The 17,638-nt window shown below is 68.0% G+C and carries 20 protein-coding genes; 9 read left to right on the top strand and 11 right to left on the bottom strand.

Annotated elements, in window-relative coordinates; translation table 11 throughout:
* The first annotated feature begins 94 nt into the window (after nucleotides 1-94).
* A complete protein-coding gene (locus tag HWX76_RS07975) occupies nucleotides 95-988 on the top strand; it encodes a LysR family transcriptional regulator (RefSeq protein ID WP_089488446.1) in 894 nt (297 codons plus the stop codon).
* An 82-nt stretch (nucleotides 989-1,070) separates the two neighbouring features.
* Here HWX76_RS07975 and HWX76_RS07970 read toward each other — a convergent pair whose 3' ends face one another.
* Nucleotides 1,071-2,534 (bottom strand): MFS transporter, encoded by a 1,464-nt coding sequence (locus HWX76_RS07970; protein ID WP_050012662.1) that lies wholly within the window; start codon nucleotides 2,532-2,534, stop codon nucleotides 1,071-1,073.
* Between the two features lie 483 nt (nucleotides 2,535-3,017).
* Between HWX76_RS07970 and HWX76_RS07965 the strand changes: the two genes are divergently transcribed.
* The 3 genes from HWX76_RS07965 (at nucleotide 3,018) to HWX76_RS07960 (ending at nucleotide 4,077) form a co-directional block, all read left to right on the top strand.
* Nucleotides 3,018-3,389 carry a GFA family protein gene (locus HWX76_RS07965; protein WP_050012663.1) on the top strand — a complete coding sequence of 124 codons (372 nt, stop codon included), beginning with the start codon at nucleotides 3,018-3,020 and terminating at the stop codon, nucleotides 3,387-3,389.
* Nucleotides 3,386-3,514: a hypothetical protein gene (locus HWX76_RS36925; RefSeq protein ID WP_256122098.1), complete on the top strand. Its 129-nt coding sequence runs from the start codon at nucleotides 3,386-3,388 to the stop codon at nucleotides 3,512-3,514. Before HWX76_RS07965 ends, HWX76_RS36925 begins: the two co-directional genes overlap by 4 nt.
* A 107-nt stretch (nucleotides 3,515-3,621) precedes the next feature.
* Nucleotides 3,622-4,077, top strand: coding sequence for a MarR family transcriptional regulator (locus HWX76_RS07960; protein ID WP_050012664.1), 456 nt, complete (start codon nucleotides 3,622-3,624; stop codon nucleotides 4,075-4,077).
* A gap of 52 nt (nucleotides 4,078-4,129) precedes the next feature.
* On the opposite strand, the gene HWX76_RS07955 is transcribed toward HWX76_RS07960, so the two are convergent.
* The 8 genes from HWX76_RS07955 to HWX76_RS07920 all read right to left on the bottom strand — a co-directional run bounded on the left by HWX76_RS07955 (nucleotide 4,130) and on the right by HWX76_RS07920 (nucleotide 8,747).
* Nucleotides 4,130-4,846: a GNAT family N-acetyltransferase gene (locus HWX76_RS07955; protein WP_050012665.1), complete on the bottom strand. Its 717-nt coding sequence runs from the start codon at nucleotides 4,844-4,846 to the stop codon at nucleotides 4,130-4,132.
* Nucleotides 4,847-5,010: 164 nt separating this feature from the next.
* Nucleotides 5,011-5,337: a DUF4148 domain-containing protein gene (locus HWX76_RS07950; protein WP_089488449.1), complete on the bottom strand. Its 327-nt coding sequence runs from the start codon at nucleotides 5,335-5,337 to the stop codon at nucleotides 5,011-5,013.
* A 72-nt stretch (nucleotides 5,338-5,409) separates the two neighbouring features.
* Nucleotides 5,410-5,736, bottom strand: coding sequence for a DUF4148 domain-containing protein (locus HWX76_RS07945; protein ID WP_089488652.1), 327 nt, complete (start codon nucleotides 5,734-5,736; stop codon nucleotides 5,410-5,412).
* A gap of 64 nt (nucleotides 5,737-5,800) precedes the next feature.
* On the bottom strand, nucleotides 5,801-6,127 hold the full coding sequence (locus tag HWX76_RS07940) for a DUF4148 domain-containing protein (protein ID WP_089488450.1): 327 nt from the start codon (nucleotides 6,125-6,127) through the stop codon (nucleotides 5,801-5,803).
* Between the two features lie 66 nt (nucleotides 6,128-6,193).
* Complete coding sequence (locus HWX76_RS07935; protein WP_050012697.1) at nucleotides 6,194-6,613, bottom strand: organic hydroperoxide resistance protein; 420 nt, start codon at nucleotides 6,611-6,613, stop codon at nucleotides 6,194-6,196.
* A gap of 496 nt (nucleotides 6,614-7,109) precedes the next feature.
* Nucleotides 7,110-7,661, bottom strand: a complete 552-nt coding sequence (locus HWX76_RS07930) for a shikimate kinase (RefSeq protein WP_050012670.1) — start codon at nucleotides 7,659-7,661, stop codon at nucleotides 7,110-7,112.
* Nucleotides 7,658-8,296, bottom strand: coding sequence for a hypothetical protein (locus tag HWX76_RS07925; RefSeq protein WP_050012671.1), 639 nt, complete (start codon nucleotides 8,294-8,296; stop codon nucleotides 7,658-7,660). Before HWX76_RS07925 ends, HWX76_RS07930 begins: the two co-directional genes overlap by 4 nt.
* 40 nt (nucleotides 8,297-8,336) lie before the next feature.
* Nucleotides 8,337-8,747 (bottom strand): acyl-CoA thioesterase, encoded by a 411-nt coding sequence (locus tag HWX76_RS07920; RefSeq protein ID WP_050012672.1) that lies wholly within the window; start codon nucleotides 8,745-8,747, stop codon nucleotides 8,337-8,339.
* Between the two features lie 383 nt (nucleotides 8,748-9,130).
* Between HWX76_RS07920 and HWX76_RS07915 the strand changes: the two genes are divergently transcribed.
* Entirely contained in the window at nucleotides 9,131-10,243 is a 1,113-nt protein-coding gene (locus HWX76_RS07915; protein ID WP_060733859.1) for a 3-deoxy-7-phosphoheptulonate synthase, read from the top strand.
* A 19-nt stretch (nucleotides 10,244-10,262) separates the two neighbouring features.
* Here the strand turns inward: HWX76_RS07915 and HWX76_RS07910 are convergent, their stop codons facing one another.
* The gene (locus tag HWX76_RS07910; RefSeq protein WP_176015663.1) at nucleotides 10,263-11,630 is read right to left on the bottom strand and encodes a glutamate--cysteine ligase; all 1,368 of its coding nucleotides are present in this window, start codon (nucleotides 11,628-11,630) and stop codon (nucleotides 10,263-10,265) included.
* A gap of 120 nt (nucleotides 11,631-11,750) precedes the next feature.
* Nucleotides 11,751-12,587 (bottom strand): helix-turn-helix transcriptional regulator, encoded by an 837-nt coding sequence (locus tag HWX76_RS07905; protein ID WP_050012673.1) that lies wholly within the window; start codon nucleotides 12,585-12,587, stop codon nucleotides 11,751-11,753.
* A 103-nt stretch (nucleotides 12,588-12,690) separates the two neighbouring features.
* Here HWX76_RS07905 and HWX76_RS07900 point away from each other — a divergent pair, with 103 nt between their 5' ends.
* The 4 genes from HWX76_RS07900 to HWX76_RS07885 are packed head-to-tail and all read left to right on the top strand — an operon-like array spanning nucleotide 12,691 to nucleotide 17,590.
* Entirely contained in the window at nucleotides 12,691-14,190 is a 1,500-nt protein-coding gene (locus tag HWX76_RS07900; protein ID WP_176015662.1) for an efflux transporter outer membrane subunit, read from the top strand.
* Nucleotides 14,191-14,199: 9 nt separating this feature from the next.
* A complete protein-coding gene (locus HWX76_RS07895; RefSeq protein WP_124630375.1) occupies nucleotides 14,200-15,564 on the top strand; it encodes an HlyD family efflux transporter periplasmic adaptor subunit in 1,365 nt (454 codons plus the stop codon).
* Nucleotides 15,561-17,099, top strand: coding sequence for a DHA2 family efflux MFS transporter permease subunit (locus tag HWX76_RS07890; protein WP_089488453.1), 1,539 nt, complete (start codon nucleotides 15,561-15,563; stop codon nucleotides 17,097-17,099). Before HWX76_RS07895 ends, HWX76_RS07890 begins: the two co-directional genes overlap by 4 nt.
* 59 nt (nucleotides 17,100-17,158) lie before the next feature.
* Nucleotides 17,159-17,590, top strand: a complete 432-nt coding sequence (locus HWX76_RS07885; protein ID WP_050012700.1) for a hypothetical protein — start codon at nucleotides 17,159-17,161, stop codon at nucleotides 17,588-17,590.
* Nucleotides 17,591-17,638 lie beyond the last annotated feature (48 nt).

The raw sequence follows: 17,638 nt of genomic DNA, 5'->3' as shown, positions 1-17,638 counted from the left end.
CCGCCATATCGCACGCGCACGGCCCGGCGTATGATCGGCGTCAGGCCGGCGCGCTGACGGCATACCCCGGCACGGCCTTCCAGGATTCCACGACATGGTGAACCCGCTTCATTTCGATCTGCAGTCGCTGCGCGTGTTCGCGCTCGTCGCCGAGCACGGTAGCCTGACGAAGGCGGCCGAACACGGCCAGCTCACGCTGTCCGCGGTCAGCAAGCGCATCGCCGAACTCGAAAGCGTGACCGGCAGCGCGCTGTTCGTCCGGCATGCGCGCGGCGTCGAGCTGACGCCCGCGGGCCGCGCGCTGCTCGATCATGCGGCGAAGGTGATCGAACAGGTGAACCGGATGGCGCACGAGATGAGCGACTATGTCGCCGGCGTGCGCGGCCATATCCACGTGTGGACCAATACGTCAGCGATCGTCCAGTTCCTGCCCGCCGATCTTGCCGCGTTCCTCACCGACCACCCCGGCATCAAGGTCAGTCTCGAGGAGCGGCTGAGCCACGAGATCGTCGACGCGCTCGCGTCGGGCAAGGCCGATCTCGGCGTATTCGCCGACAACGTGCCGGCGCCCGGCATCGACCGGCGGCTGTACCGGCGCGACGAACTCGTGCTGCTCGTGCCGCGCACGCACCGGTTCGCCGCGCGCGACAGCATCCGCTTCGCGGATACGCTCGACGAGGACTACGTAGGCTTGAGCGACGGCAGCTCGCTGCTCGCGCGGATGACCGACGCCGCGTTCGCGGCCGAGCGCTCGCTGAAGCTGCGGATCCAGGTATCGAATTTCGACGGTGTGAGCCGGATGATCGAGGCCGGCCTCGGCATCGGCGTGCTGCCGCGCGACGCGGTGACCGGCGAGCGCGCGGCGCGGCTCGGTGTCGTGAAGCTCGACGACGCGTGGGCAACGCGCACGCTGTGGGTCGGCGTGAAGGCCGACACGGTGCTGACGACCGACGTCGCGAAGCTGTTTGATTTCATGTCGGCGCGGTGAATGCGATGGTGCGATGGTGCGATGGTGCGATGAAACGGCGACGCACGGGCATGCGCCCGTGCGCTCCGTGCCGACTGCCGCGTCAAACCGGATTGATCTCATCCTGGCTGCGCCGCGTGGTCAGCGGCCCCAGCACGCGCAGCGTGACGGCGACGACGCCGAGCGCGGCCGAGATCACGCCGAACATCGCGCCCGCGCCGTAGTTGACGAGCACCGGCAGCAACACGAACGGCAGCGCGCCGCTGACGATGCGCGACAGCGCATAGGTGCTCCCGATCGCCGTCGAGCGTACGCGTGCCGGGAATATCTCGGCCTGATACACGTGATACGCGTTGCTGAACACGTTCGACGCGCACGTCGTCAGGAATCCGAAGCCGACGATCAGCACGGTATTGCCCGAATACGCGAAGCACAGCCCGAACACCGCGATCGACAGGATCGACACGATCACGAGCGTGCGGCGCTCGATCCAGTTGAGCAGCGGAATCGACAGCAGCGAGCCGATCGGATAGCCGATGAACGATAGCGCGATGAACAGCGTGCTGTCCGTCACGTCGAAACCGCGACTCTTCACGACCGTGCCGGCCAGCGTACCGAATCCGTAATAGCCGAAGCCCTGGAACAGGTGAAAGATCGCCAGCATCAGGTAGCGCGCGCCATACGGTTGGCGGCGCAGCAGCGCGATGCGCTCGCCGAGCCCGAGCGGCCGCTGCGGCTCGGCCGGTTCCGCGAAGTGTTCGGGCGCGCGCACGCCGGCGCTTTCCGCAAAGCGCCGCAGCGCCGCGTGCGCCTCGGCCGTGCGGCCTTGCGCGAGCAGCCAGCGCGGGCTTTCCGGCAGCCGGTGCTGGACGAACAGCACGTACACGGCGCCGAGGCTGCCGATCGCGAGAATGATGCGCCAGCCGGCGACGCCCGCCACATGCAGCGGGTTCAGCCACAGCGCGAGAAAGCCGACGAGCGGCACCGCGACATACGAAGTCGTATAGGCCCACGCGGCGAGCCGGCCGCGCTTGTCCTTCGGCAGGATTTCGGACAGGAAGCTGTCGGCAACCGGATAGATCGCGCCGACGCCGATGCCGGTCAGGAAACGGCAGGCCACGAGCATGTCGGCGTTCACCGAAAACGCGCCGACCAGCGAGAACGCGCTGTACCACCCGAGCGTGAGCAGGAACGCCTTGCGTCGGCCGATACGGTCGGCCAGGCTGCCCAGGCACATCGCGCCGACGAACATGCCGATGAACGCGGACGCCAGCAACAGCTTGAAATCGGCGCTTTGTCGACTCAGCCCGTATTCGTGCTGCAACGCCGAGCCGATCGTACTGACGAGAAAGATCTCGTACATGTCGAAGAACAACCCGATGCCGATCACCCAGACGACGAATCGATGCAACGCACCGACCGGCAGATCGTCCATGAAATCGCCGAGCGTGACGCGGCGGCCGGGGAGGGTCGCCGTGTCGACGCCGGCGCCTGCGGAGGCGGCCGGCGGGCGGGCGGACGCGGGTCCGCCCGCGTGGCCGTCGAGGTCGAGGGATTGGCTGTTCATCGTGTCTCCTGATTATCGATATGCGGTGTTGCGGGCTCTGGCCGTTCGCGACCCGCGTAACACGTCGGCCGCCCGGCGCGACGACAGGCATCGCCGGGCTCGCGCAAGCGTCTGCCATGCGGGTTGCGCCGATCGTCCGATACATGGTGGGCAAATCGGCGGCACGTGATAATTGAGGATGTCTCAAGCCTCCTTTCCTGAGCAGAAAGGGTGGGGCGCGCGCGGTGGCCAGATTCGCGCGGCAGGCCGTTGCAGCCTGCGTGGCGGGCGGGTGCATATCGAAAACGATGCGCACCCGCGCGATCCCTTGGCCCGGGAAAACCATGACGCCGATTCTAGGGATGAAACCGGAAATGCGATACCTGTCGCCGCGCGCGGTAGATTTGCAATGTCCTGTATCCGCGCCGACTACCGATACAGTGCGATACACCGCCCGCGCGCGGGTTCGCTATAAAGCAGGCATGACCTCTTCCGGAGTCCATCATGTCTGCAACCTGGTTCAAGGGGTCCTGCCATTGCGGGGCCGTCAAATTCGAAGTCACGACGGCGATTGCGCCGGCCATTCGCTGCAACTGCAGTCTGTGCCGCCGACGCGGCGCGTTGATGAGCCCGATGTTCGCCGCCGCCAATCTGAGCGTCATCGAAGGCGAGGACGCACTGACGTGCTATCGCTTCAACACGCACACCGCGCGTCACTACTTCTGCAGCGGCTGCGGCGTCTATCCGTTCCACCAGACCCGCAAGGATCCGGCCTGCTGGCGCGTCAATCTCGGTTGCCTCGACGGCGTCGATCCGTATGCGCTCGACGCGGCGGTCGCCGATGGCGCGAGCCTCTCGGTCGTGGAGGACGCATGAAACGCTGGCTGATGATCCTGCTGTTTGCCGCGGGCGGGCTCGCGACCGAAATCGCGCATCCGGTGCAGTGCACGTTGCTGTCGGTGAGCCGTCAGCAAACCGGCAAGCGCCGCAAGCCGGGCTGAGCGCGCGGCCCGTCGGCCGATCGCCCCCGATTATCATGCTTCCGATAAGATCGCATGCGATATATAATGCGATTGTCTGCGACCGTTCGTGTCGCTGGAGGAAGTCCATGAAACCGACCGAAACCCCGTCGCCTGCCGCGCCGAAGCTGTCCGAGTTCCTGTGCTTTGCGATCTACTCGGCGAACCTCGCGTTCGGCAAGGCGTACAAGCCGATCCTCGACGAGCTCGGCCTCACGTATACGCAATACATCACGATCATCGCGCTGTGGGAGCAGGACAACCAGACCGTCGGCCAACTCGGCGAGAAGCTGTTCCTCGAATCCAATACGCTGACGCCGATCCTGAAGAAGCTCGAGGCAATGGGCTATCTGGAGCGGCACCGCGATCCGTCCGACGAGCGCCAGGTGCTCGTCAGCCTGACGAAAAGCGGCCGCCGCGTGCGCGAGAAAGGGCTCGACATGAACCTGGTCGAAGCGACCGGGCTGAAGCCGGACGAGTTCGCGAAGGTGCAGAAGGCGATCGTCACGCTGCGCGGCAACCTGATCCGCTCGACCGACGCATAAAAACACTCAGGCGCGACAAGCGGCCGACGCGGGTATCGCGCCGGCCGCGCGGTCATGCGCGCGCATCGTCCAGCACCCGCAGGTGCATCTCGCGACGGACGACGAAACCGAGCGCGAGATAGCGCTCGATCGCCACCTGGTTCGTCGTGAGGACGTGCAGGAAAGGCGTTTGCGAACGCGCACCGATCGTCGCGATCAGCGACCGGATCAGCCGCGCCGCCAGCCCTTGCCGCCGAAACGCGGCATCCACGCAGACGGCGCTGATCTCGGTATATCCGTCCACCTGCATCCGCTCGCCGGCCATCGCGGCCAGCCGGCCGTCACGGCGCACGCCGATGTAGTGGCCGAGCTCGAACGTGCGCGGGCCGAACGGGCCCGGCTGCGCGGCGGCGGTCAGCGCGAGCATGTCCGGCACGTCGGCTTCGCCGAGCGGAACATGCTCCGATTCGGGGGCCGGCTCGAACGTCCGTTCGCAAGTCATCTGAAGCAACGTCGCGCGCCGGATCACCGACAATCCCGCCGGCGACTCGATTTCGTTCGGCGTAACGAGCGCCGCCGGCCCGTGTGCGGCGATCAGCGCGCGCAGTGCGTCCAACGACGCCGGGCTCGTGTCGTCGATCGCGGCGAACGGCGCGATGGCCGTCGGGAACCGCAGCGCACGGCCGTCGCCGAGCGCAAAACGGCGCTGCCTGCCCGTGAGCGCATTCCAGACGACCCGGTCGAGCACGTGCGCATCGCCTGTCGTGTTTGAGGTCATCGCGTCCGGCATCGGCGGCTCCTGGGTGGAAGATGGGGGCCGCACAGAATAATCCTGGATGGGCCGGGCAGGTAGCTCCGTCAACGCAGATCCGCGCAACATGAAAAAATCGTATGCGATTACATCGCATGCGCTTTATATGGGGGACTTCGGCGACCGAATTCGCCGTACCGCGCTCAATGTCCGAAATAGATCGAGCGCTCGGCGGTGCGCAGCGTGTTTCGGCTGCCGGACTGCGAGGCGCCGCCGGCGTCGTTGCCGTAACCGGCTGTCTTCGTGTCGGCCGCGACGGCGCCGTCGTCCCGAATCCGTTTCAGCGCCGCCTGGATATTGTCCGGGTAGTTCGGATCGTTGGGGCGATTCGGCTGGTAGCCGGCTTGCTGCAACGCGGCCAGTTCCGCACGCACCTGCGCACGGGTGACGGTGCTTTCGCTTGCAAAAACCGGCGCGGCGACGGTGGCCGACACGGCAACGAGAAGGGCGGCAATCAGTGGGGTTTTCATTTTTCACCTCGATAGAAAAGGAATTCGGGAAGCGCACCGCACGCCGGCCATCGGCGTCGTTCGCGTGTTCGTTCAATGGCCGAAGTAGATCGAGCGTTCGGCAATACGCGTCGCCGGCCGGCTGCCCGACTGCGTCGCGGCGGCGGCATCGTTGCCGTAACCGGATGCCGACGTATCGGCCGCCACCGCATCGTTCGCATGAATGCGCGTCAACGCGGCCTGCAGGTCGGCCGGGTAATGCGGATCGTTCGCGCGGCCCGGCCGATAGCCGGCTTGTTCAAGCTGGACGAGCTCGGCGCGTACTTGCGCGCGGGACACGACGCCTGCGTCGGCAAACGCCGGTGCGGCGACGGAAGCGGAAACGGCGACGAGAAGGGCAGCGATCAATGGGGTTTTCATCATTCACCTCGAAAAAATGGCATCAGGAATAAAAGGACTCGCGGTTCACGTACCGGTGGGGTACTCAGTGACCGAAGTACACGGAGCGCTCGGCCACGCTGGCGACATAGCGGCGGCCGGATTGCGTCGCGGTGTCGCCGTTGCTGCCGTAGCCGGCAGCCTGTGCGTTGGCCGCGACGGCATCGTCGGCGTGGATCTGCGTCAGCGCGGCCTGCAGATCGTTCGGGTAGGTGGCGTCGGTCGCGCGGTTCAGCGGATAGCCGACGTGTTGAAGCTGCGCGAGTTCGGCGCGCACCTGCGCACGCGTCACGGCGGACTCATTGGCAAACGCCGGAGCGGCAACGGCAGACGAAACAGCGACGAGCAGCGCAGCGATCAATTGAGTCTTCATTTTTCACCTCGATAGAAAAGGAATCGGGAATTCGAGAAGGCGGCGTTCGGCCGCCCGATGCAACGTTCAGGCGATCCGGATCTCGACGTCGATGTTGCCGCGCGTCGCCTTCGAATACGGGCAGGTCTGGTGTGCGGTGTCGACGATGCGTTGCGCGACGTCGCGTTCGAGCCCCGGCACGCTCACGTTCAACCGGGCCTGCAGGAAGTACGCGTTGCCCGCCGTGCCAAGATCGACTTCGGCGTCGACCGCGAGATCGGCCGGCAGCGTCACCTTCTCGGCACGCGCCGCAAGCTGCATCGCGCCGATGAAGCAGGCCGACCAGCCGGCCGCGAACAGCTGTTCCGGGTTGGTGCCGGTGCCGGCGCTGCCCGGCGACGACAACTGGATGTCGAGGCGGCCGTCGGAGCTGCGCGCCGCGCCGTCGCGGCCGCCGGAAGTCGTATGCGTCTTGCCCGTGTACAGCACTTTGTCGATCTTGCTCATCATTTGCTCCGTCAGTTGAGGTTTGTGTCAGATGCGATTCGATCGCATGCGACGCAGTTTCCGCCTGGCTGCCGCTTGCGTCAAGCGTATTCGATTAAATCGTATGCGATATTTTGTATTTCAATGTATCTGAAACGGCCAGCGCCTTTCCTGGCAAGGCTTTCAGGCGATTTCGCCCCCAATGAACCACGGCCGCCAGGTAGACGATGCGGTTTCGCCGCTCTGGTTCTTGGCCGATAGGGTTCGGACGCTCGGCAAGGTGATCGCCGCGCGCGAATGTCGAAACGTGGCGAGCGCTCGCGAGGGAACCGATTTTCCGGTGGTTTGACGACCTGAACCTTCTGTCGCGGAACATGCAGTTGGATAAAACAATGCATCTATCCGGATAACTTCTCTTATCACAATAGCATTGTCGATAAACCAAACTCGCCGTTTCAAAAACGCGCGGGCCACCGAACGTGCGCTCGATTCGAAGGGCAGGGAACTGAATGCGCCATCACGCCGGCGCGCTCATCCGCGCAAACAGCACCGTCAACACCTCCGCCGTTGCGCGCGAGACGTCGTGTGCGGTCGTGTCCACCAGCGCGTGCGCGCATTCGCGATACAGCGGGTCACGCATCCGGTACAGCGCGGCGAGCGTCTGCCGCGGCTCGCCCGCCTGCAGCAGCGGCCGACACCGCGCGTCGTCGCGCGTACGCCGCCACAGCACATCGGGGTCCGCATGCAGATAGATCACGCTGCCGCGTTCGCTCAGGCGTGCGCGGGTGCGCGGATTCAGAACCGCGCCTCCGCCGGTCGCCACGACCACGTTCGCGCGCTGCGTCAGCTCGTCGACGATCTGCGCTTCGAGCAGCCGAAAGCCGCCTTCGCCCACCCGGTCGAACAGCGCGGCGACCGAGCGCCCCATGCGCCGCTCGATCTCGTCGTCGCTGTCGGCGAACGACCAGCCGAGCGACGCCGCGAGCGCGCGGCCAAGCGTCGACTTGCCCGCGCCCATCATGCCGACCAGAAACGCGCGCCCGCCTGCCGTCGCTACGGCGGTGTTCATAACCGTCGCGCGAGCGGCCAGCGCGCCCGCGTCGCCAGACAGATCCGTCGCGCGCGCACTGCGTCCGACAGCGTGTCGAGCGCCGCGCCGGTCGACGCGTCATCGGCGTCGAGCAGCGCGCCGAGTATCGGCTCGTCCGGATCGCCGGCCGCGATGTGTTCGGCCGCATCCGCCGCAATGGTTCGCGGCGTGCGTTCGGGCCCCGCGTCGCGGTCGGGCCGTCGCCACCTGTCGTGCAGATCGCGCCATCGCACGACCAGCCCGGAGAGCAGCGCACCGCCCGGCACGGCCGCGTCGTCGCGTGCCATCGCCGAGCCGTCGGGCGTCGTCGTACACCGTGTGACCCAGCTCGCGAATTCGAGCAGCGACGCATCGTGCGTGACCGTCGCCGCGTCGAGCGCGACGGCCACGCCGGCGTCCCGCAGCCGGCCGAGCAGCGTCCGCACGCCGTCGTGCGCGCCACCGCACGGCTGCAGCAGCACCTCCAGCTCGTCCTCGTGGCGATACGCGAGCGCACGGTGCCGCTCGAGCGCAGCCGGCCCGAGCAAGGCCTGCGCCGCATGCCGGACGATCACGATCGCGCGATCGTCCCGCCGCTCCACGATCGCGCCGATCCGGCGCCGGGCGCGCGCCACCGCGCAGCTCACGTGTCGCCCCCGAATGGGTGCGCACGCATCACAGCGACCCCTGGAATTCGAGCACGCGCGTCTTGAATTCGTCGGGCACGGGCAGCGTCGTGTTGTTCGCGTAATCGAACATCACGTGCGTCGACACGCCCCGCGCGACGATGGTCTGGTCGTCGCGCTCCATCAGGTGTTCGAGATCGAAGCTCTTGCTGCCGAAGCGCACGATGCTCGAGCGGATGGTCAGGTTGTCGCCGAATTGCGCGGGCGCGAGGTACTCGCACTGCGTCTTCACCATGATGTGCGGCAGTTTCTCGCTGCGGGGCAGGCCGAGCAGGTCGAACATGTAGCAGAGATACGAATGCTGCAGGTAGTCGTAATAGACGGGGCTGCTCACATGCCCCATCGAATCCGTATCGCGATACTTGACGTGAATAGGGGTTTCGTAATGTCGTTTCGACATGGTGACTCTCCGCAATGACTGGGTTGATTTATATTTTCGAGCCCGAATGGCCCTCGGGCATCCGAAAATTAATCGAACGACTATCGGGCCGCCACTATCAGAACGAATAGCGACGCGCGGCGGAAAGTCGCATCAGCCTGCAGTCCCCTCTGCGAAATCACATCCCCATTTTCGAATGAAACCCAATGAATATGCGGTTCCACACGCCGCAAACGTACACGCACCGGGTTCCTCGATTATCGAATCCGACTCTTATTCTTATCATTCATAAAGTTATGAATTAGAAACTGATAAATATGTTAGTTGCGCGTAGAAAGCGCCATTCAATACAGTCGCGCTGTAGTGAAAAAATCCCGTTCATTATCGACAGGAGGGCAGTCCCCATGCATGCAAACGCCTGGACGACAAACCGCGACGCCGTGTCGCGCTTGCCGTCCCCTGCGGATCTGGCCGGCGCACTGCCGCCGGCGTGGCGCGCGTCGCGCACCGTTCACACGACCCGCCGCGCGATCGTCGACGTGCTCGACGGCGCGGACGACCGGCTCGTGGTCATCGCCGGCCCGTGCTCGATACACGATCCCGACGCCGCACGCGACTACGCGGCACGGCTCGCGCTGCAACGCGCGCGCTTCGCGGACGAGCTGGAAATCGTGATGCGCGTGTACTTCGAGAAGCCCCGCACGACGGTCGGCTGGAAGGGGCTGATCAACGATCCGCTGCTCGACGGCAGCGACCGGATCGACGTCGGGCTGCAGACGGCCCGCGCGCTGCTGTGCGACCTCAACGGCGCGGAGATGCCGGCCGCGACCGAGTTTCTCGATCCGCTGTCGCCGCGCTACCTGGCCGATCTGGTCGCCTGGGGCGCGATCGGCGCGCGCACCGTGGAGTCGCAGGTGCATCGCGAGCTGGCGTCGTCGCTGCCGATTCCGATCGGCTTCAAGAACGGCACCGACGGCAATGTCCAGGTCGCCGTCGATGCGATGCGCGCGGCGGCGCACGCGCACCGATTCCTGTCGATCGATGCCGACGGCCGGCTATGCGCGAGCGCGTCGCCCGGCAATCCGCATACGCACGTCGTGCTGCGCGGCGGGCGCGAGCCGAACTTCGACGCGGCCGCCGTGCATGCCGCCTGCGAGCGGATGACGGCCGCGCACGTCGCCCCGCGCGTGATGATCGACGTCAGTCACGGCAACAGCCGACGCCAGTACCGGAACCAGCTCGCCGTCGGCGCGGAAGTCGCCGCGCAGGTGGCGGCCGGCGATACGCGCATCGTCGGCGTGCTGATCGAGTCGCACCTGATCGAAGGGCGGCAGGATCTCGTGCCGGGCGTGCCGCTGCGCTACGGGCAGAGCATCACGGACGCGTGCCTGTCGTTCGCCGATACCGCGCAGCTGTTCGAGACGCTCGCGCACGCCGTGCGTACCCGGCGACGCGGCCATGCGCTGCCGCTCGGCGCCGAGTTCGCGCACGAGCCGCTGCTTGCCTGCTGCGCGTGAGCAGCCCGGCGCGACGCGCTCAGATGGCGGCTTCGTCATGGATCCGCGTCGCGTCGCCGGCCCACGCATCGCGATAGCGGGCCAGCCAGTGTTCGGCCTGGGTCGGCGCGCCGGCGACGATTTCGTCGAGCGGCGCGAGATACATCGATTCGTCGCGTCCGGCCGCATCGTTGCGCGCCCGCGCGCGCAGGCCGCGATGCGCGATCGCGAGCGTATCGGCCGCCACCGCGCGTAACGACCGGCCGTCGGCCGGCGTGTCGAGCCCGGTACGCGGCACGTCGCGACGCAGCGCGAGCAGCGTGCCGCGGTCGATCTCGGCAGCCAGCGTCTCGGCTTCCGACAGCGCGGCCGGATCGTACAGCAGGCCGGTCCAGAACGCGGACAGCGCGACCATCATGTCCGGCGAGCCGGCATCGGCGCCGCGCATCTCGAGATAGCGCTTCAGCCGCACCTCGGTGAACACCGTGGTCAGATGGTCCGCGAAATCGCCCAGCGTCGGCATCTCGCCTTCGAGATGCGGAATGCGCCGCCGCAGAAAATCGCGGAACGTGTGCCCGGTCGCGTCCGCATAGCGATCGCCGCGCCGTACGAAGTACATCGGCACGTTGTCGAGCAGCCAGCTCACGTAGCGCTCGAAGCCGAAGCTGCGCGACAGGAACAGCGCCGGCACGCCGCAGCGATCCGCGTCGGTATCGAGCCACGTGTCGGCGCGCGTCGACAGCAAGCCCGACGGGCGGCCGTCGCGGAACGGCGAATTCGCGAACAGCGCGGTCGCGACCGGCTGCAACGCGAGCGACACGCGCAGCTTGCGCGCCATGTCGCTTTCCGACGCGAAATCGAGGTTGACCTGCACGGTGCACGTGCGCTGCATCATGTCGAGCCCGCGCGTGCCGACGCGCGGCATGTAGCGCCGCATGATCGCGTAGCGCTGCTTCGGCATCCACGGCAGCGCGTCGCGCGACAGGTGAGGGTGAAAACCGAGCGGCACGCAGCGCAGGCCGAGCGGATCGCATGCCGCACGGGCCGCGGCGAGGTGCGCATGCAGTTCGGTGTGCGTATCGTGCAGCGTATCGAGCGGCGCACCCGACAGTTCGAGCTGGCCGGCCGGTTCGAGCGAGATCGCGGCGCCGTCGCGCTGGATCACGCCGACGGTCTGCCCGGCATCGACGATCGGCGTCCCGTCGCCGCGCAGCCGCGCCAGCACCTCGGCGATGCCGGACGGTCCTTCATAACGCGCAGCCGCGTGCGTCGCGTGGGAAACGACGAATTTCTCGTGCTCGGTACCGATCCGGAACTGCGCGGCCGGCTTGCAGCCGGCGGCCAGATGATCGGCGAGCTGCTGCTCGGAGACGATCGGCGTGTTGTCCGATCCGACGGCGTTCGACATCGACATCCTCCACAGGTCACATTGGGCGACCGACCGGCCGGTCGCACGGCGACTATAGCGACGTCGATGCGCGCGCAGTACTGGCAGGGGTGATAGGGGGCCGGGCGATGCCGCACGGCATTACGGCTGCTTGCGCTTCGCGAAGTAATGCGCGGGCGAATCGCCGAACGCGCGGCGGAACATCGCGATGAAATTGCTCGGCGTCGCATAGCCGAGCGCGTCCGCGATGTTGGCGACGCTGTCGCCGTTCGCCAGACGTTCGAGCGCATGCGTGAGCCGCGCCTGCTGCCGCCACTGCGCGAAGCTCGTGCCGGTTTCCGCGACGAACAGCCGGCTCAGCGTGCGGGCGGACAGCCCGGCCCATTCGGCCCACGCGTCGAGCGTCCGGCTGTCGTGCGGCTGCCCGAGGATCGCGTTGGCGATCCGCAGCAACCGCCGGTCGCGCGGCATCGGCAAGTGCAGCGGTTCGTGCGGCGCGCGGCGCATCTCGTCGAGCAGCACGACGCTCATGCGCGCCTGCTCGAGGTCGAGCCGGTCCTGGTCGGCCCACGACACCGCGCGCCGCACGAGCGCGCGCATCAGTTCGCTGATCGCGATCACGCACGGCTGGTCGGGCATCCGGCGGCTCGCGGCCGGTGCGATCACGACGCTCCAGCCGCTCAGCGCACCGCTGATGCTGACCTTGTGCTGCTCGCCCGGCGGAATCCAGCCCGCGCGATGCGGCGGCAGCAGCCACGAACCGTGCGGCGTGCGCACGTGCGCGAACCCGCTTTCGACGCAGAACACCTGACCGCGCAGATGGCTGTGCCAGTCGACCTCGCGCGTGCCGAGCTGGTAGGTGTTGCTGCCGTCGTCCTCGCCCCAGACGGCGATCAGCGATGGGCCGTCCGCGCGTTCGCTCGGATCGGCGTCGGCGCGTTGCGCCGCGCGGGCGGGAGAGGTGTCTCGGATGGGCATGGCCGGATTTCATTATTTTTTGTCTAAACAACATTATCAGCTTTGCCGGGGAGCGTCCAACAATGCGTGTCGTATTCAAACTCAAACGAATCCGAGGAATGCGATGCATGCAGTACTTGCTCCGCCGCCGCGCGATGCCGTCGCGCCGCGCGTCCTGTCGCGAATGGCCGTCGCCGTCGTGCTCGCCATGCTCGGCGCCTGCGCGAGCCGCGACGGGCTCACGCCCGCCGGCACGCTGCGCGGCGCCGATACGCTCGCCGCATCGCGCAGCCTCGCGCATGCGCCGGTCGCCGACTGGCCAGCCGCCGACTGGTGGGCTGCGCTGAACGATGCGCAGCTGAATGCGCTGATCGACGAAGCGCTTGCCGGCAATCCCGATCTCGCGACCGCCGATGCGCGTGCGCGCGAAGCGCAGGCGCTCGTGATCGAAGCGCAGGCCGCCCGGCTGCCGCACCTCGTCGGCCGCGCCGGCGCGAAAGGGGAACGCACGTCCGCCACGCAGTTCTCGCCGGGCGAGGGCGGCGGTGTCTTCAGCCACACGCGCGAGATCAATCTCGGCCTGAGCTGGGATCTCGATCTGTGGGGTGGCCGCCGCGCCGCGTGGGAAGCCGCGCTCGGCGAAGCACGGGCCGCGCAGATCGATGCACGGGCCGCGCGCGTGCTGCTGTCCGTCAACGTCGCGCGCGCCTACGTGAATCTCGCCTATGCGTTCGATCAGCAGGACGTCGCGCGCGCCGAATACGATCGCGCCGACGAAGCGCTGTCGCTGACGCGTCAGCGTGTCACGAAAGGCATCGACAACGTCGCGCAGCAGCGCCAGGCCGAAAGCGAAGTCGCGGCCGCGATGCGCGAGCAGGCACGCGCGGCGCAGGCGATCGACAGCGCGCGCATCGCGCTCGCGATCCTGCTCGGCGCAGGCCCCGATCGCGGCCTCGCGCTCGTGCGGCCCGCGCCGCTGCCCACCGCCGCGCTCGCGGTGCCGGCCGACCTGCCGGCCGCGCTGCTCGGCCGGCGCGCCGATCTCGTCGCCGCACGCTGGCGGGTGGAAGCCGCGAGCCGCAACGTCGCGGCCGCCCGCGCGGACTTCCTGCCCGACGTGAGTCTCACCGCGCTGATCGGTCTCGCGACGCGCGGCGGCGCATCGCTGTTCCAGGCCGCCTCGCGCACCTACAACGTCAGCCCGGCCGTGAGCCTGCCGATCTTCGACGGCGGCGAACGGCGCGGCGTGCTGCGCAAGCGCGACGCGCAATACGACGTCGCGGTCGCCGGCTACAACAAGACGCTGATCGGCGCGATCGGCGAGGTGGCCGACGATCTGCACCGGCTGCATTCGCTCGCGGCGCAGGCCGATGCGCAGCAGCGCGCGTTCGACGCCGCCACCGATGCATGGCGGCTCGCGGACGCGCGCTACCGGGCCGGCGTCGGCAGCTACCTCGACGCGCTCGTCGTGCGCCAGCAGCTGTTGATCGCGAGTCGCGAAGTCGCCGCGTTGCGCGCCCAGCGCGCGGACCAGTCGCTGCAGCTCGTCGCCGCGCTCGGCGGCGGCTTCCATGCCGAGCCGGACGACGTCGCGCTCGCCGCCACTCCTTCCCACCGTCCTTGACATCGAACCATGAGCAGCGACAACACCCTGCAGACTCCCGCGCGGCCCGCAACCGCCGATCCCGCCAGCGCCCGCCAGCCCCCGTCGGCCGACCACACCGGTGCGCCGCGCGCGCCGGGCGGGTCGGACGCCCGCACGCAACCGGCGCCGGGCGGCGCCGCACCGGCCACGCCGCCGCCCGCACGACGCAAGCACCTCGTGCGCGCGCTCGTCGCCGTGTTCGCGCTCGGCATCGTCGGCTGGGGCATCTGGTACGGGATCGTCGGCCGCTGGTACGAGTCCACCGACAACGCGTACGCGCAAGGCAACGTCGTCGAATTGACGCCGCAGGTGACGGGCACCGTCGTGTCGATCGACGCGGACGACGGCAACCTCGTTCGCGCCGGCACGCCGCTCGTCCGTCTCGACGCGAGCGACGCGCAGATCGCGCTCGCGGCCGCGCAGGCCGACCTCGCGGCCACGGTGCGCAAGGTGCGCGGCCTGTACAGCAACGAGCGCGGGCTCGCGAACAGCATCGACGGCGCGCGCGCCGACCTCGACGCACGGCGCACCGCGCTCGACAAGGCGAAAGCCGACTATCGGCGCCGCGAGGATCTCGGCCGCTCCGGCGCGATCTCGCGCGAGGAGCTCGCGCATGCGCTCGACACGCTGACGTCCGCGCAAAGCGCGTACGCCGCCGCGCAAAGCGCGCTCGCGACGTTGACCGAACAGCACCAGACGAGCAAGGCGCTCGTCGACGACACCGCGGTCGCGTCGCATCCCGACGTCCAGGCCGCGGCGTCGCGGCTGCGCGCCGCCTACCTGGCCCGTGCGCGCACCGACATCGTCGCGCCCGTCACCGGCTATGTCGCGAAGCGCACGGTGCAGGTCGGGCAGCGCGTGTCGCCGGGCGTGCCGCTGCTCGCGGTCGTGCCGCTGCGCGAGCTGTGGGTCGACGCGAACTTCACCGAAAAGCAGCTCGAACACATGCGGATCGGCCAACCGGTCGAGCTGACCGCCGACCTGTACGGCGACGCCGTGCGTTATACGGGCCGCGTGCAGAGCCTCGGCGTCGGCACCGGCAGCGCGTTCTCGCTGATGCCCGCGCAGAACGCGACCGGCAACTGGATCAAGATCGTGCAGCGCTTGCCGGTGCGCATCGAACTGACGGACCCGTCGCAACTCGACGCGCATCCGCTGCGCATCGGCCTGTCGATGCATGCGCGCGTCGACCAGCACGACCGCAGCGGTGCGATGCTGTCGCATCGCGCGCAGGATGCGCCGGTGTTCCGGACCGACGTGTACCGCGACGAGCTCGCGCGCGCCGACAGCCTGATCGCCGACGTCGTGCATGCGAACCTGCCGGCGGCCGTGCATGCGGAGCGTGTGCGATGAGCGGCCCGATGCCGGCCGCCGACGCCGGCTTTCGTCCGTCGAGCGTCGCGCTGACGACGTTCGGCCTCGCCCTCGCGGTGTTCATGCAGGTGCTCGACGGCACCGTCGCGAACGTGTCGCTGCCGACGATCGCCGGCAACTTCGGCGTCAGCACGACGCAGAGCGCATGGGTCGTCACGACGTTCTCGGTCAGCAATGCGATCGCGTTGCCGCTGACCGGGTTTCTCGTGAAGCGCGTCGGGCAGGTCCGGCTGTTCGTATGGGCGACGCTGGCGTTCACGTTCGCGTCGCTGCTGTGCGGCCTTGCGCAAAACCTGCCGCAGCTCGTCGCGTTCCGCGCGCTGCAGGGCCTCGTGGCCGGGCCGATGATCCCGACCACCCAGGCGCTGATGCTGTCGATCTACCCGCCGCAGCGGCGCGGCTTCGCGCTGTCGATGATCGCGATGGTGACCGTCGTCGCGCCGATCGCGGGCCCCGTGTTCGGCGGCTGGGTGACGGAACATTACTCGTGGCGCTGGGCGTTCCTGATCAATCTGCCGATCGGCGTGTTCGCCGCGATGTGCGTGTTCGCGCAGATGCGCGCGCGCGTCGAGACGACGGTTGCCGCGCGCGTCGACTATGTCGGTCTCGCGGCGCTCGTGGTCGGCGTCGGCGCGCTGCAAATCGTGCTCGACAAGGGCAACGAAGCCGACTGGTTCAACTCGACGTTCATCGTCGTGATGTCGGTGGTCGCCGCGTTCGGGATCGCGCTGTTCCTGATCTGGGAACTCAACGAGCCGAACCCGATCGTGAACCTGCGGCTGTTCAAGCATCGCAACTTCGCGGCCGGCACGCTGACGCTCGTGCTCGCGTACTCGGCGTTCTTCGCGGTCAACGTGATCGTGCCGCAGTGGTTGCAGCGCACGCTCGGCTATACGGCGTTCTGGGCGGGGCTGGCCGTCGCGCCGATGGGCGTGATCCCCGTGCTGATGACGCCGTTCATGGGCAAGTACGCACCGCGCTTCAACATGCGCGTGCTCGTGTGCTGCGCGTTCGCGATCCTCGGCACGTCGTCGTTCCTGCGCGCGGGCTTCGTGCCCGACGTCGACTTCACGCACATCGCGCTGATCCAGCTGCTGCAGGGCCTTGGCCTCGCGCTGTTCATCATGCCGATCAACAGCATCCTGCTGTCCGACCTGAAGCCGGACGAGATCGCCGCGGGCTCCGGCTTGTCCACGTTCCTGCGCACGCTCGGCGCGAGCTTCGCCGTGTCGATCACGTCGTTCCTGTGGGACCGGCGCGCGATCCTGCATCACGCGCAGCTCAGCGAGCACCTGAGCAAGTTCGATCCGGCCGTTCGCGCCGAACTCGCGCAACTCGGCGGCGGCGATCCGCAACGCGCGGCGACGCTGCTCGGCAACCTGGTCGACGCTCAGGCCTACCAGATTTCGTTCAACGACGTGTCGTTCGCGCTCGGCTGCGTGTATCTCGCGGTGATCGCGGTGGTGTGGCTCGCCCGCCCGCCATTCGGCCCCGGCGCCGCCGCGAAACGATGAAACGGGCGCCGCGCGGCCCGTTCCAACCCATGCTGTTCAATTCGATGGAGATTGACCCGATGCCTACCCACCACGCTGAAAACGCGCCGTCCGCACTGGCGGCGCTCGCCGTGTTCGACGTCACGGAATTTCCGCTCGTCGTCGTGCGCAACGATGCAATCGCATCCGCCGGCTACGCGCAGCGCTGGCTCGACGACATGCACGCGCTGATGCGGCACGGCGAGCCGTTTGTCATGATCTTTCCGCCGGCCCGGCCCGACGAGCAGCACGACGACCGCAAGGAACGCGGCATGTGGCTCAAGCAGAACCGCGCCGCGCTCGCCGCGGTCTGCCGCGCGCTCGTGTCGGTCGAACCGGACCCGCGCGAGCGCGAAGCGGCCATCGCCAACGCGGCCGGCATCGAAAAGGCGTTCGGGATTCCGTTCGACGTGACGGCTTCGCTCGACGACGCGAAGCAGGCCGGTCGGCGACGCTTGACGGAGGCGGTCTAGCGCGGCCCGTTCGCGCGCAACGCCTCGAACCGGTTGCGCAAGTCCGCC

This window comes from Burkholderia sp. BCC0398 (genome assembly GCF_902833245.1).
Classification (GTDB): Bacteria; Pseudomonadota; Gammaproteobacteria; order Burkholderiales; family Burkholderiaceae; genus Burkholderia; species Burkholderia sola.
Note: the sequence above shows the minus strand (reverse complement) of the source record. Positions and strands in the feature narration are given on the sequence as shown.

Excerpts from the sequence above, each read along its gene's own strand:
- HWX76_RS07975 (WP_089488446.1), top strand. The coding sequence starts at position 95 with ATGGTGAACCCGCTTCATTTCGATCTGCAGTCGCTGCGCGTGTTCGCG.
- HWX76_RS07970 (WP_050012662.1), bottom strand. The coding sequence starts at position 2,534 with ATGAACAGCCAATCCCTCGACCTCGACGGCCACGCGGGCGGACCCGCG.
- HWX76_RS07965 (WP_050012663.1), top strand. The coding sequence starts at position 3,018 with ATGTCTGCAACCTGGTTCAAGGGGTCCTGCCATTGCGGGGCCGTCAAA.
- HWX76_RS36925 (WP_256122098.1), top strand. The coding sequence starts at position 3,386 with ATGAAACGCTGGCTGATGATCCTGCTGTTTGCCGCGGGCGGGCTCGCG.
- HWX76_RS07960 (WP_050012664.1), top strand. The coding sequence starts at position 3,622 with ATGAAACCGACCGAAACCCCGTCGCCTGCCGCGCCGAAGCTGTCCGAG.
- HWX76_RS07955 (WP_050012665.1), bottom strand. The coding sequence starts at position 4,846 with ATGCCGGACGCGATGACCTCAAACACGACAGGCGATGCGCACGTGCTC.
- HWX76_RS07950 (WP_089488449.1), bottom strand. The coding sequence starts at position 5,337 with ATGAAAACCCCACTGATTGCCGCCCTTCTCGTTGCCGTGTCGGCCACC.
- HWX76_RS07945 (WP_089488652.1), bottom strand. The coding sequence starts at position 5,736 with ATGAAAACCCCATTGATCGCTGCCCTTCTCGTCGCCGTTTCCGCTTCC.
- HWX76_RS07940 (WP_089488450.1), bottom strand. The coding sequence starts at position 6,127 with ATGAAGACTCAATTGATCGCTGCGCTGCTCGTCGCTGTTTCGTCTGCC.
- HWX76_RS07935 (WP_050012697.1), bottom strand. The coding sequence starts at position 6,613 with ATGAGCAAGATCGACAAAGTGCTGTACACGGGCAAGACGCATACGACT.
- HWX76_RS07930 (WP_050012670.1), bottom strand. The coding sequence starts at position 7,661 with ATGAACACCGCCGTAGCGACGGCAGGCGGGCGCGCGTTTCTGGTCGGC.
- HWX76_RS07920 (WP_050012672.1), bottom strand. The coding sequence starts at position 8,747 with ATGTCGAAACGACATTACGAAACCCCTATTCACGTCAAGTATCGCGAT.
- HWX76_RS07915 (WP_060733859.1), top strand. The coding sequence starts at position 9,131 with ATGCATGCAAACGCCTGGACGACAAACCGCGACGCCGTGTCGCGCTTG.
- HWX76_RS07910 (WP_176015663.1), bottom strand. The coding sequence starts at position 11,630 with ATGTCGAACGCCGTCGGATCGGACAACACGCCGATCGTCTCCGAGCAG.
- HWX76_RS07905 (WP_050012673.1), bottom strand. The coding sequence starts at position 12,587 with ATGCCCATCCGAGACACCTCTCCCGCCCGCGCGGCGCAACGCGCCGAC.
- HWX76_RS07900 (WP_176015662.1), top strand. The coding sequence starts at position 12,691 with ATGCATGCAGTACTTGCTCCGCCGCCGCGCGATGCCGTCGCGCCGCGC.
- HWX76_RS07895 (WP_124630375.1), top strand. The coding sequence starts at position 14,200 with ATGAGCAGCGACAACACCCTGCAGACTCCCGCGCGGCCCGCAACCGCC.
- HWX76_RS07890 (WP_089488453.1), top strand. The coding sequence starts at position 15,561 with ATGAGCGGCCCGATGCCGGCCGCCGACGCCGGCTTTCGTCCGTCGAGC.
- HWX76_RS07885 (WP_050012700.1), top strand. The coding sequence starts at position 17,159 with ATGCCTACCCACCACGCTGAAAACGCGCCGTCCGCACTGGCGGCGCTC.